13 protein-coding genes are annotated in these 13,811 nt (G+C 31.3%); 3 read left to right on the forward strand and 10 right to left on the reverse strand.

Going from position 1 to position 13,811, the window contains the following annotated elements:
* Positions 1–108: 108 nt before the first annotated feature.
* The 9 genes from ACFX4E_RS24620 to ACFX4E_RS24660 all read right to left on the reverse strand — a co-directional run bounded on the left by ACFX4E_RS24620 (position 109) and on the right by ACFX4E_RS24660 (position 11,600).
* The gene (locus ACFX4E_RS24620) at positions 109–2,697 is read right to left on the reverse strand and encodes a TnsA endonuclease N-terminal domain-containing protein (protein WP_377579935.1); all 2,589 of its coding nucleotides are present in this window, start codon (positions 2,695–2,697) and stop codon (positions 109–111) included.
* On the reverse strand, positions 2,690–4,558 hold the full coding sequence (locus tag ACFX4E_RS24625) for a site-specific DNA-methyltransferase (protein ID WP_377579937.1): 1,869 nt from the start codon (positions 4,556–4,558) through the stop codon (positions 2,690–2,692). The genes ACFX4E_RS24620 and ACFX4E_RS24625 overlap by 8 nt, the downstream gene beginning before the upstream one ends.
* A gap of 10 nt (positions 4,559–4,568) precedes the next feature.
* Positions 4,569–7,442 (reverse strand): ATP-dependent helicase, encoded by a 2,874-nt coding sequence (locus tag ACFX4E_RS24630; RefSeq protein ID WP_377579969.1) that lies wholly within the window; start codon positions 7,440–7,442, stop codon positions 4,569–4,571.
* Positions 7,443–7,764: 322 nt separating this feature from the next.
* Positions 7,765–8,915 (reverse strand): IS3 family transposase gene (locus ACFX4E_RS24635; protein WP_377579939.1). Its coding sequence is split into 2 segments (ribosomal slippage): positions 7,765–8,663 and positions 8,663–8,915, totalling 1,152 coding nucleotides; the frame shifts between segments, so codons are not numbered across the junction.
* 411 nt (positions 8,916–9,326) lie between these two features.
* On the reverse strand, positions 9,327–9,821 hold the full coding sequence (locus ACFX4E_RS24640) for a hypothetical protein (protein ID WP_377579941.1): 495 nt from the start codon (positions 9,819–9,821) through the stop codon (positions 9,327–9,329).
* Between the two features lie 10 nt (positions 9,822–9,831).
* Positions 9,832–10,311 (reverse strand): hypothetical protein, encoded by a 480-nt coding sequence (locus ACFX4E_RS24645; RefSeq protein WP_377579943.1) that lies wholly within the window; start codon positions 10,309–10,311, stop codon positions 9,832–9,834.
* Between the two features lie 16 nt (positions 10,312–10,327).
* On the reverse strand, positions 10,328–10,651 hold the full coding sequence (locus ACFX4E_RS24650) for a hypothetical protein (RefSeq protein ID WP_377579944.1): 324 nt from the start codon (positions 10,649–10,651) through the stop codon (positions 10,328–10,330).
* 17 nt (positions 10,652–10,668) lie between these two features.
* A complete protein-coding gene (locus ACFX4E_RS24655; RefSeq protein WP_377579946.1) occupies positions 10,669–11,058 on the reverse strand; it encodes a hypothetical protein in 390 nt (129 codons plus the stop codon).
* Positions 11,059–11,399: 341 nt separating this feature from the next.
* On the reverse strand, positions 11,400–11,600 hold the full coding sequence (locus tag ACFX4E_RS24660; protein WP_194758312.1) for a helix-turn-helix domain-containing protein: 201 nt from the start codon (positions 11,598–11,600) through the stop codon (positions 11,400–11,402).
* A 343-nt stretch (positions 11,601–11,943) separates the two neighbouring features.
* On the opposite strand from ACFX4E_RS24660, the gene ACFX4E_RS24665 reads away from it, so the two are divergent.
* Positions 11,944–12,240: a hypothetical protein gene (locus ACFX4E_RS24665; protein ID WP_377579948.1), complete on the forward strand. Its 297-nt coding sequence runs from the start codon at positions 11,944–11,946 to the stop codon at positions 12,238–12,240.
* Positions 12,241–12,561: 321 nt separating this feature from the next.
* Here ACFX4E_RS24665 and ACFX4E_RS24670 read toward each other — a convergent pair whose 3' ends face one another.
* Positions 12,562–12,801: a helix-turn-helix transcriptional regulator gene (locus tag ACFX4E_RS24670; protein WP_225049902.1), complete on the reverse strand. Its 240-nt coding sequence runs from the start codon at positions 12,799–12,801 to the stop codon at positions 12,562–12,564.
* Positions 12,802–13,085: 284 nt separating this feature from the next.
* Here ACFX4E_RS24670 and ACFX4E_RS24675 point away from each other — a divergent pair, with 284 nt between their 5' ends.
* Both ACFX4E_RS24675 and ACFX4E_RS24680 read left to right on the forward strand, forming a co-directional pair.
* Positions 13,086–13,607 (forward strand): hypothetical protein, encoded by a 522-nt coding sequence (locus ACFX4E_RS24675; protein ID WP_377579950.1) that lies wholly within the window; start codon positions 13,086–13,088, stop codon positions 13,605–13,607.
* Positions 13,594–13,758: a hypothetical protein gene (locus ACFX4E_RS24680; protein WP_336079128.1), complete on the forward strand. Its 165-nt coding sequence runs from the start codon at positions 13,594–13,596 to the stop codon at positions 13,756–13,758. The genes ACFX4E_RS24675 and ACFX4E_RS24680 overlap by 14 nt, the downstream gene beginning before the upstream one ends.
* Positions 13,759–13,811: the final 53 nt, after the last annotated feature.

Genomic DNA, 13,811 nt, shown 5'->3' on the forward strand with positions numbered 1-13,811 from the left:
TACAATATGCCCTGAACACTAGATGTAAAATATACTCGATAGTCCGAATTTTTTTGAAAATTTTAGGATTTTTAATAGATAACGAAGGAGTAAAACATATAATGAACTTTAAAGAATATTATTAGATTCTCCATTCATTACTTCGCTACCTTTAATAATTTTATATTCCATTCTGCTTGCAGTCGCAGTTTCTCTAGCTGCACGTTCTTTAGCTAAGACTATCGGATCTTCAATTTTATTATCACCTTTAACTTCAACAATTATATAGTCTCCATTAGTCTTCTCAACTAAAAAGTCGGGATAATAATTTCTTACAGTGTTGGAGTCCGGATCAATATATTGAATATAAAAATCTGTTTGGCCGTGAGTCAACATACCAGTAAAATAGATTTTTTTAACATCCTGTAAATTAACAACATCTTCAAAAAAACGTTTTTCAGGTTTTGAATCAAAACAATAAGTGTCTAAATGAAAGCTCTTTTCTCTTAAAGCTTCATATTCGAGTTGAGATAGTTCTGCAACTAGCTCTGGCTTTGCAGTAACCTGATAATAACCATCTTTTGGCTCCTTAACCAAATCGATATGATATTCTTCTCTACTTTCATACGGTTTTAACTCATAAAGGTACTCAAAGAATTTAGGGATAATATGATCATACAATACTTCATTAAAATCACTTACTAATTCTACAAGTTGTTCGAAGCCAGGTGATGAATTTAATAAATGCTTTTCTATTTCAATACAGGATTTATTAAGGTATTTAGCAATTTCAGCTACTAAGGTGTATTGGCTAAATTGCCTTTTATCTCTTTCAGCTTTTAAATCTTCGCTGATTTTCCGAATACCTTTTAATCCTTCCTGACTAATTCTTCTCAATTGATATTTCGTTAAATCAATTTTATCCAATTCAAAATCAATTACATCTGTAACAGTTTTCTCTCTTAATGAGTGTAATTTTTGTGTTCTATTTAATGTAACTTTAACAGGAGGTGGAACTAACCTGATTTTATATTTTTCTTTATTAGTTTGCATTTTATTTAAATCTTCTACATTTAAACGGAAGTTCTTATTTAACTCATCATCCAAGATCTCTAAGTTCTCCTCTGATAAATAAACTTGTCCTGTTTCCTGCATCGGTCCAATTGCTCGTAAACATCTCATTGTGGCTTGCAATACAAATACCTTTGATTTAGGCTTTCGATATAGTGCTACACCGAATAAAGAACGGCAATTCCAACCTTCTCGTCCTTTATTCACCAATAAGATGAATTGCTTATTAGATCCAGGAGAATCTAGCCTATTGAATTCTCTAATTTCATCATTAGAGGTGATTTTATCATCACCAACATTCACTAAAATTTTATCAATTGGAACATCTAGATCATTTAAGATTTCTTCTAATTCTGGTCTCAAATCATTTTGTAATTCTTCTATATTACTTGCAAAAATAGCCAATTTAGGTAACATTCCTTCATATCGATGGTTGCTATACTTCTCCCAGAAATCTTTTACTACTATTCTAAGAAACTCTTTAGATTTTGGATTTGTATAACCTTCGATATGAACCTTTTTCAAATACTCTTTATTTATAGCCTCTTGTAATCCATAGGAGTAAACTACTTCAGGGAAAACCTCTTTACCCGAATATGGTGTGCCCGTAAAATTGTAACATCCAATCACCGAGGTTCCAGATTTCTCTAGGGAAGCTGCTAATTCATTAATCGTCAATCTAAGACTTGTTTTAGCTGCTTTTAATCCCATATCCTTCGCTAGATCATCACCAAAAGCATGATGTGCCTCATCAATAAATACGCCTAAATTCCCCAAACGAGTTAATTTAGAAAACCTTTGGTTGCTTAGTAATTCTCCTTCTTCTGAAGGTTCTTCAAAACCATATAAATCGCCTAGTTGATCATAAACTGATTCTGTTGATGGGGTATAATCAAATAATGTTTCGACTTTTGATTTTTCCTTATGTTGACGCTTTAGAATAATCTTTTGTGTATTTGAAATGATAATATTATATTTTGAACGGTCAATAGTATTTAAAGTTGTACTAGTACCTTCTAGAAAATGAATCTTTAGATTACTATCTAGCCAAGTTAAGTACTCTGGCGGGATAACTTTTGATTTATCAAAAGTTTGAATCTCACGTAGAGATTCCAATACAGTTTTGTCTGGTGCAAAAACAATTGCATTATGACAAAAGCGTTTATCCTTAGGAAATTTATTAGCTAATAAAAATTCATAAAAAATACAAGTAGCCATTAAAATGGTTTTACCTGTACCCATAGTTAACGCGAAAATGTAGTTGGCATAGGTTAATTCAAACTTCTTCATTCTAGCAAACACACTCTTATACTGGTCCAATTCTAACGCAAATAAAGACATTTGTTCGTTTTTATCAAGTCCCATGTCTTCGCGTTTTTCGAAACCGTTTTTTCTCTCATACCAGTCAGTAAATATATCATGTATTTTATTGTTGTTCTGATATTCTTTTAAGAAAATATACATCTCTAACGCTTCAAATTGTGGTTGACGTAAAAAAGAAGTTGGGTTTTGATAATCATTAAAATCTAAAAACTTCTTTGACAACAACTTATATTTTGTACGAATACGTACTTTGTTTTGAAAATAGAAATCCCATAGGTGTGTATGAAAAGCAAAATCTAAAGCAAAAGAATTCTTCTTACTCATTTTCAATACTCACCTCTAATGATTCAGACAACAGGTCCGTTATTTTCACACGAATAGTACCAGCATCTTTTGGAATTTCATAAATACCCTTAACCAGCTCTGTTTTCAAAGGTATATCTATCTCCTTAGGTTCTAATATTGCTCCATCGTAATTCCAATCAATCATCACTGATTCGACAAGTTCTTTCCAATCTCCGACGTTCTCTTTCATGATACTTAATTTTTGAAGTAAGTTCATTGGATAGAAATTTTGTATAATTAATTTATCTCCATCTGTTTTAATTAAAGCTTCAGCATCCCGTTTGAATTCCAGATTAGCTCTATCACGTAAAATATCTACTACTGTAATATTAATCTTATATGGAATTTCTTTTTTTAATGCTGCTGCTAAGTCTTTTTCATGTCCCATACAAACTAATAAAATATCTTCCACATATTGATTTGGATTTTCTTTTTGGCGTTTTTCAAAGGTTTTATAGTCTAAATTAGTTATTAAATCATTTAAATCAGCCTTTGTTGTAATACGATTGATTGGCATAATTTTAACCATTTGACCATCTTTTTCACCATCAAAATAACTATAGCTATCTAGCTTTTGAATCTCCAAAGCATCAATCAGTATTTCTTTTGCTTGTAGTGGATTTCTGAATATATCATAATTATTGACATTATATACTTCAAATCCAGGCTTGGTATCTGAATTTTCATTAAGAACCCCTAATAGCCGTTTAGTAGTAACCTGTATTGCCCCAAGATTAATGTCCGCCCCTATAAACTTTCTATCTAATTTCATTGCTACTGCTTGTGTAGTTCCTGAACCCATAAAACAATCAAATACAATATCGCCTTCATTTGACCCCATTTTTATAATACGCTCTAATAGAGCTTCTGGTTTTTGTGTAGGGTAACCATTTCGCTCTTGAGCAACAGGATTTACAGCTGGAATATCTAGCCATAGGTCTTGAAGTTTTACCCCTTCCATTTCATCCAAATACTGTTTATATTGAATGCGTCCTTCTTTATTTTTTGGGAAAATTAGGCGTCCTTCCTTTTCGAACTTTTCCATTTTTCCATAAGTCCATTTGTAACCATTTGCATGTGGATAATAACCTTTATATGCATAATATAAATTAGGACGAGGACCAGGATTTCCTGTAGGAATAGGAATGTACTTTCTACCATTTTCATCGGTTTTTGCTCTTTTTAAGTATTTCTCATCATATTCATGATATTGCATGTTAAATACATTATTAGCTGACTTAGAATACCAATAAATTGTATCATGTAGTGTTCCACATCTTTTGGTAGATAAACCTGTCGAAGTAGATCTTTTCCAAATTATCTCATTTTTAAAGTTATCTGCTGAAAATATCTCATCCATCATCATTCTAAGTTGATAGTTTTTGGCATCATCACAATGTAAAAATACATTTCCATCCTCACTTAGTAGTTCTTTTAACAAAATTAACCTTTCATACATAAACTGTAAATATTCATCGTTAGACCAAATGTCATTATATTGCTTTTCTTCAAACACACTTTGATCATTACTGATTTTTTTACTTCTAAGACTAATTGTTTTCTTATAATCTGCTTTTGAATCAAAAGGAGGATCAATATAGATCAGTCTAATTTTACCTCTATATTTTTTTAATAAATGACTCATTGTTTGGAGGTTATCGCCCCAAAAAATTTTATTCATCCAATCACTTTCCGAATGACCATAAGACTCTTTTAATTGAGCTGGATAATACTGCGTTGATGTATATGGTCTTTTTCCCTTCCAATTTAGCATAGGGTAGCCCTTAATTGGTTCAAATTCATATTCTTCTACATTTTGTAATTCTTGTTCGTTACTCATTAATTTCACCTCATAAATTTCGATCACAGTAAAAACGCAGATCGCAGTTTCCACAGTGTTTTTTGGGTCTCTGTTTAATTGTATAATCATGATTCTCTATACGATCGACAATTCGATCAAAAGATTTAATCGTTTGATTGATTACGGATGTATCCTTTTCAAATGTAACATATGGATTACTGTCTTTTTCTCCTGTATAGTAAAGATGCATTTTGCTTACCTTATAGTTTGTCCGTTCTTCTACCAAATGGGCATACACCTCAAGTTGTCTCTTATAACGATAAAGTGCATCTTGTTCTTTCACCAAATCTGGTTTCTTTTCAGATTTAAAGTCGACAATTTCTACTGTATCTCCATCACCTTTTACTAAATCAATTGTTCCCTTGAGAATATACTTATCCTTTACTAAGGATACATCAACTTCTGCCTCTTGAATATGCGACCAATCATTATTTTGCTTTTCTACATAACTTTTTACTTGTTTCAATGCAGCCTCTTGTGTTTGTGGTGCTAGGTATACACGCTCACGTTTAGAAAGATGCTGATAGTTAGTGTTAAACCAATCTTCAATATTCGCTACAGTAATTAAGTGTGCTTCGTTTTTTAGCGCAGATTTATGGATATCCTCTATTGTTTGATGAACTAATGTACCAAAAATGGTTGCCCCTTGACGTACAGGTGCAAAACCGAGTTCTTTATAAAATTTATATTGTAAGGAGCATGTTTCAAATAAGTTTATATGAGATGTAAAAGAATACTCTCGCTTAATGTTAACATCCTTCACTTGTACTAATTCGATATCATAAATTGTTGGCTCATCTCGCCAATTTTTTAAATGACGATAGGATTCAGTAAAGTATTTAGATGGTATATTTCGTGTTCCTGAGCCACTTGCCACGTTCTCCTGACAACTTAAAACTAGTAAATTTTGAGCTCTTGAATACGCGGTGTAATACAAACGATAAAAGTCATACATTTTTGTAAGATCAATTGGTTCAAAAGGTGGCTTCTGATAAAATTTATTTTGTAATAACGCATCAATATCTGTATATTGTTTTCTAGGTGTAGATTCTAGAGATCCTACAATAACTACAGGAAATTCTAAACCTTTAGATTGGTGAATTGTCAAAAATGATATACAGCCACTTGGTGCATACTCAGAATCATCCTCATATTCGTCAATGCCACCTTGTAATAAGAACCTTATATATTGGTTGAAAAAACGTACTACTGAATCACCAATATTTTTTGGTGTGAATACCGAAATATGATGAAGGTATTCAAATTTAGTAAGCAATTTAGAAAACTGAGATAAATTACGTACTTCCCTGCTATCCTTAACGGTAAATATATTATCACTCAATAAATTACTAAACAATTCAAATTGAATAAGTTGATAAAATAATCCCGAAAACGCATAGTCTAAGTTTTTATTTAGATTCATATGGGCTCTAGCTTTCTCTTTACACCAATTTAACAAATTGTGATTTTCTGGCTTTCTTAATTCTTCTGCAAATTCTAATAAACAAGCATCATAAAAATCCCACTCAGCAAGAGAAGCGTTATCTTTCCATTGTCTTAGTTTTCCATACATTGGAAACAAGAATAGGATTGCACCTATTGCTAATCGAATTTCTTGTCTCTCAAAGAATAGATTGGAGCGAGGAGAATAAACTGGAATGCCTCTTTCTTCTAAATACCGGGAGAGACTCAGAACTTTCGAATTTTTTACAGAACGGAAAAGAAAGGCGATTTGATTCCAATCCGAAATTTTACCTTCCGTTTTCATCGCCTGGAGAAATAAATATACTTCACTCTCCCAATTACTTAGGCCATTTTCTCCCGAAACTTTAACAACTGTTTTTTGATTTACCTTGTTCGATTCGTGTGCTGTAATTTTTTTATGAAAACGATAGGTGGTACCATTTTTTGACCAATTGTTCTGTTCCATCCATTGATTATAAAACTGAACAATCTCCGGATTCGAACGATAGTTAGTAGAAAGTTCTACTTGTTGACAAACATCTTTTGAGAAGTTTTTTTCGAATTCTAAAATATTACGGATTGTAGCCCCTCTAAATCGGTATAAACCTTGATCATCATCACCAACAACGCAAATATTTTGCTGTTTACCTGCTAGTAAAAACATCAACTTCTCTTGAATTGTATTCGTATCCTGAAATTCATCGACCATTAAGTAGTGTAATTTTTCATTTAGACTATTTCTTACCTCTTCATGATTTTGAAGGAGCTTATATGTTTCGAGTTGAATTGTTGAAAAATCTAATGCATTTTCTTCAATTAATAATTGCTCATAGATTTTGTAACACTGTCCTAAAACATTTAACCTTGTATCCTCGCTAGCGATTAGTTCATCAATATTAACTATTTCCTCACTTAATTTGTTAATCCATTTTAATAATTCTTGTGATTGTTTCCAACGAGATGTATTAAAATTTAAAAGAGATTCAATTTCATGGAGTTCTAAAAAAAGATTTAATTTTTGATAAAGCATATACTGTTGATCAAATTGATCCATTAATATGTAGTTTTTCTTTAATCGTGTGTATTCTCTATTTTCTTCTAGTATACGAAGACATAAAGAATGGATTGTACCAACATACATCTCATTAAGATTAAATTTGATATCAGCTTCATGGAGCCTATTTGAAATGCGAGTTACTAACTCATTAGCTGCTTTTTCAGTGAAAGTAGCTACTAAAATATTTTGTGGTTCAACTTGCTTATGTTCAATGAGATATAAAATACGTTCCACTAATGTAAACGTCTTACCTGACCCAGGTCCAGCTATGATCAATAATGGCCCCTCAGTCGTTTCTACAGCCGTTTTTTGTTGTGCGCTTAGTCTCCTAGACACAATCATCACTCCCTTATTCATTTATAAGATTCAACACTATAGCTTTGGTTTGACATGAAATTTGAATGAAAGTATGTAGAAAAGTTGACTTAGATGCAAGGATAAAGAATTTATTTTGAACAATTTTCTACCCAAACGAGTTGCTTTTATAGTAAAAGTAAATTAAATCTTAAGTTTATATTCGACTAACAGATTGAATCCAAGTATATAATGAATCAATATTATATATAATGTAAATTAAATAGATTACTATATATCTAAATGCACATGCTTTGTACCCACAAAAAAACTGGACTTGTCAATATTTATTGGACACTAAGTTAGGCTACTATGATGAATAAGCTTTTTCGTATTCAATAGGGGAAAGATAATGCAGAGAAGAATGTATTCTTTTGGTATTGTAATAGAGCTCTATATATTTAAATACTTCTTTTCGAGCTTGTTCTGGTGTCGTAAATTTGGCACCATGAATGAGCTCTCTTTTTATGGTCTTATAAAAAGATTCCATTAACGCATTATCATAAGGATTTCCTTTTCTACTAACACTTGAAACAGCACCATACTTTTTCAGTATGGCTTGAAAATTACTACCTGTATATTGGGATCCCTGGTCTGTATGGATAATTAATCCTATTGGAGGATTTTCTTTGTTATATCCTTGTAAAAAAGCGTCTATCACAAGAGAATCTTTCATCCGTGTACTCATAGACCAACCACTCACTTTTCTCGAGTACATATCCACAAATACCGCAAGGTATAAAGTGCCCTTTTGAGTAGGAATATAGGTAATATCACCGACCCATATTTTATTTCGTCCGTCTGTGTGAAAAACTTGATTTAAGAGGTTGGGTCTTTCTATAGAAGGTGATTTTTTATTATAACGTTTATAGCGATACCGACTTCCTTTCGCATACAGGTTCATTTGACGCATCAGTTTTCCTACTCTTTTTCGATTTACCTTGATTCCCTTCCTTTCAAGAACCTTTGTAATTCTTAAGGATCCATATCGCCCCTTATGTTCCTTAAATATCTCCTGTATTTCCTCACGTAACACTTCATTCTCTAAAGCTCTTTTAGAAGGTTTTCTCTGTAAATATTCATAGTAACCTGATCGTGAGATGTTTAACGTTCTACAAGCCTTCTTGATGTTATAGTTGTGTTTATTTTCTTTTAAGAATTGAAATCTTACACATTCTTTTTCTTCAAGAAGACCCGGAACTTTTTTAATAAATCAAGCTCTTTTCTAAGTTCTTCATTCTCACGCTTGAGCTTTTTCATTTCATATTGGGAATTATAAAGTGCGCTTCCATGGCCTGGAAACGCACTTTCCCCATATTCTTCATATTCACTTATCCAACGATATAGCGTATTTGGATGAATAGATAATTCTTTCGCAACCTCTTTTACAAATAGATTTTCTTCCAGCACCAACTGAACGGCAGCTATTTTAAATTGACGATCATAAACTTTTCTACCCATAAACCGAATCACCTTTTTCTCTTAATTTAGTGTCCAGTTTATCGTACCATCTCCAAAAATCATTAGAGTTTCTTTGTCTAACAATTGGGGTGCAGTTCAGCTTCTACACTGCCAAGGTAGCTTTTTATTTTTTAAACCATATAATTACTTTAACATCTTATAATAAATCCAAACTATAACCGTTAAAACTTATTTATATTAGATGTAGTTCATAAGCACTTAAAGACTTATCTTCCATAATCTTGTTTAACAATTCTTCGTTTTCATGGAATGAATATTATCTGAGATTAAAGTCTATATTTCTTAAGGGATAATTCATATTAAACATGTCTCTTTTGAGTAATGCTCTCAGTATGGCTAAGCTCAAGGGATTACTTACAATTGTCATAGATTCTTTGAGCTGCAACCAAATTATCTAACAGAATCATTATAAAAATCATTGTAACGGTTTTTAAATTTTTTCTTTGATTTTTTTGTCATTTGAGAAGTTACTTTGATAGCAATAAATTCAGTAGATAATGCTATACCCAAAGCAACAATGCCTAATAAGTCACTTGGTCTAGTACTAATAGCAAAAAACTTTAGCATTAAACAAACAATCAATAAAATAGATACAAATAAAAAGCCACTTATTATCTTATACATCAATCGAATATGCACTTTTTTATCACTATCTATAATTGAATCATCTAATTTAATTTTATTAACTATAGTTATCAATAGTATTGCCATAGATGCAATAAAAGAAATAGGGTTAACATAGTCCATAAAACCTAAATCATCATAATGCTCATTAAAAAGGATAACCATAAAAATTACAAAAGTTACTGCAAGTATTAGCTTCTGGATAAATTCATAAATATCAAATTCTTTTTTATCATCACTTTTATTATTTATATTATTCATAAACGGAATACTATTTTACCCTAAGATCTTCTCTGTATAAAAACTGATTAATTTCCTTTATAGCTGCCTCGGTAATAAATACAGAATACAAGATATAATCCATTAGCTCTTGTTGTTCAATACTACTTCTTCCTTCTAAAGAAACTGCATTACTATATATAACACTATTTATTTCATCAGCAATACCTAAAGAACCATATAGAATCTTTTCTGAGTTTATATTATTAATTTTCTTCAATACCTCTACATACTTACCGTCTTTCAACATGTCTAAATCTACTACGTTAGGTACTATAAAATTTATCCTATAAGGCTTTTCAGATATGTACAAGGCTAAGTCTAAAGGTTCTTCATAATCATTTTCAAAACCAAACTCAAAACCAGACATACCCTCTGATTCTATTTTCTTATACTTTAGGCCCATTTCATCTAGTATTACAGCAATCTGTTTTATAAAACTTTCTCTAGCTACATTTTTATTAGTTGTCATAAAAATCCTCCCGATCCTAATACATAACCTTTTCTCTGCCTGCGATTTGATCTATAAATAGATGACTTTGTTTATCCTCAACTGAAATACCATCAATCTCTCCAACAAATTTGTCGGAGAAATAACTATTGATCAAGGACTCCTTATCTTTAGAAAGATATTTATCATACAGAGCAAACTTCATGGAGTTCCTACCACAAGTTATACTTAAATTATTAAAGAAACTAAACCCTGAAATAAAAGTGTCACTTCCAGAAGCAAATTTAAAAGAGAAATGTTCTTCGGCCTTTTTCAAATTATCCATATTTATATCTTTAGTTAAAACCATAAAGGAGAACATAGAATCCCTCCATATTATTATTTCTTTTTGAATTTTTCTTTTAATGTTACAAATCTCATAAGCTTAGTTTCATTATCAAAGCCCTCTAATACTTGTTGTACTAAATTACAAAAATTAAATACGGCTAACTTAGAGACATCCTCATTAAAGTTATCTGAGTAATCTTCATAAATACCTTCATGCAATTCTTCTAATGTTTTAATTTGATTTTGAGAGACACAACCCGAAGATTTCAATTCAGTTAATAAAAGCTTTCTCCCCTCATAGTTAAATTCTTCACTTAAATAAAAAGTAGTTGAATTTACCATTTGAGTATACCGTACCTTACTTTGACCATACCTCTCACTTTCAGCTATATACTGTTCTTGATACTCTTTTAAATCTTTCAATTTACGAATAGTCTCCATGGCCTATATAACCCTCACCTCAAAAAGATTAATGTCATAAATATAACTGTTTCACATGACTATTATACTACCCAGCTTATACTTTAGTAAATAAAGGTTATGGAACCATAAATTATATAATTGCATTAGGTTAATAAGAATTATTCTATAGATATTAAATTACTCCTAAATTAATCTTAGGTTTAAATAAATTTATAAGCACAAACTAAAAAGCAGCCAAAATATTTTATTTTGGCTGCTTTTTAGCAAGTTGAACAACGAGATAATTTGATTCTAACATTATATTTATCTTTTTTATATTTTCATAAGGTAACGCATATGAAAAGTGAAATGATGAAGAATTATTCTTCAATCTCAAATAAATCTTCTACGGTTACTCCTAGAGCTTTAGCGATAGTAAACACATGCCAATCAAGATGTTGAATGTTTCTATCAAAACGTGAAATGCTTGGTTGTGGAATGCCAGTCATTTCCGATAAAACAGCCTGTGTGATACCTTTTTCTTTCATTAGTTCTTTTAAGCGTGGTCGAACTTTTAACATGTATATCCTCCGATATTTTTATTCAATTATACAATACCGAATAAAATAAATAAATGCTATTTACATACTATATACGATATCGTATAATGTTATAAACAGACCTCTTTAAGTTGAGGCTTCAAAAATGAAGATGAAAGAAAGTTATTATCGCTTAGCTTTACCTCATTTTCTGAAATACCCTAATGATATGTTAAGCAATATGAATAATGATTGCGGAGAAGGATACGAAAAAATTGTTTATGATGTTGCTTGGAGTGAAACCTTTTACGTGTGAAGAATTAGAAAGTTTTACTACATTTTTAAATTTTAAATGTGTAGTAAAACCCAAAAAGGAGCTGGTTTTATGAAAGTGAAAACAACAGAGCCTGGGTATCTTGCAAAGCAAAAATCAAAAGGGAAAACTTATTTATTTATAAAAAAAACTTATCGTGAAGGAAAAAAGGTGAGAAGTAAATCTCTATATAGTTTCGGATCCATGCCAGAAGCTCTTGAACGTCTTTATTGGCTTCGCGATCATCCAGACTGTTTCCCAAAGGACTTGAAAAAAAAAGGTTTTACACTTAATCATATATATAAATGGGTGCTGGCCATTGAAATAAGCCAAAAAGAAAATGGAGCTCCATTTGATGTGTTTAATTGATGAGTTAAAAAAGAAGTCAGAATTAAAAGTTAAACCAAAAACACCTAATTTTAAAATTAGGTGTTTTTGGTACGTTGAAGTTCAGCGATTATACAGCTGTTCTTATAAAAAAGCATGTAGTTTTTATATTATATATTAATAGATATTTTTAATGGTATATAGATAAGTATATTTATTAAGTTTTTAAGAGGTTATGTAAAATTTTAAGGCTTTATTTATGTACTCTAAAAAAATTTGATTATAGCATAGACGAAACTTTGATGAAACGTTAACTGAAAAGCTTTAATATCAATGATAGCGTATATCTTTAGTATTTATATGTCAAATATCAAAAAAATCATGTATTTTCTTATTTTTATCAATTTCAGTGTTTATTACCTTCATAACTTTCTTAATTGTCACTAGCTTGGGGGAATAATCTTTACTTTCGTTAACTAACTTATTTATGGTATTTCTATTTAAACCAGTCTTTTTTGCTAACCATGTAACACTAATTCCTTTAGATTCAAGATACTTTCCCAATTTGGTTTTATAGGGTTTTCCTAAACCGAAAAAATTCATTAGTAATCAACTAGCTCCTTCATTTTAGATTTTATGTATTAACAGTATTTCCAAACTGCCTACAAAAATATACATAAATGATTATTTAAGTAGGCATAGTGGACAAGCATCGGCTCATAACATTTAATAAGACGTCAGAGCAAGACGTCATTGTAAACTAACATGAATGGAGCGAATTAAATGGCAAAAGAATTAGCAATCTCGTTGTTAAGTCCAAAAGACGTCTATTTAACTTTAGAGGGGAAACAGATGTTAGAAGGTCATATTGAAAGAGAAAAACGCGTATGAAGCAAAATAAGAAGCCCAAAAATCAAGTAGGCACTTATCGACCAACGGTGCGGTATCATTCTATTTATCGTACATATGTAAATCATCTTTTTCAGGCTACCGAGTTAGACCGAAATCAAATTATGAGATGTGCGCTTTTTACAGCAGCCCACAATCCTATTTTCTTAGCACTAATGAAAAAGTATAAAATGAGTGACGTCCCTCTTCCCTCCTCTCCGTGGAAACATTCTTCCCACCAGTTATGGATGGAGCAAGAGCCTATTATTGAAGAGAAAGGAGGATGGGAATGTGATAACAGTGAGCGAAAAGGAGCGTCTTCAAATGCTCCTACACTATTTGGAACATCAACAAATAGCAGAACAATATCAGAAACAATTATTCAACCCGAACAGCAGCTTTTTATCAATGAAGAACAAACAGAGTCAACGAGACGTCAGCAACCGATTGAGAGACGAACAAGGACGTTTCCTGCCGTACAACTATCAAACAATGGAGGAATACGGCTTGATTTTAGATGAAGAGGTTCAGCAACAACGTAAGCTTAAAATAGAACCAATTCAAGGCTCTTATAATAGCTATTTGGTGGACGAAAAAGGAAAGAGAGATTGGAGTGGGAATATCTATTTAGCTTGTTTAGCAACGATTTTGGCCATTGCTTTTTTTACCTGACGTCTTTTTAGAATAATGTCGATATATTGACCATAAACATATAGCATGAATAT

Origin of the sequence: Priestia sp. YIM B13491 (genome assembly GCF_042787605.1) — a bacterium.
In the GTDB taxonomy this organism is placed as follows: Bacteria; Bacillota; Bacilli; order Bacillales; family Bacillaceae_H; genus Priestia; species Priestia megaterium_E.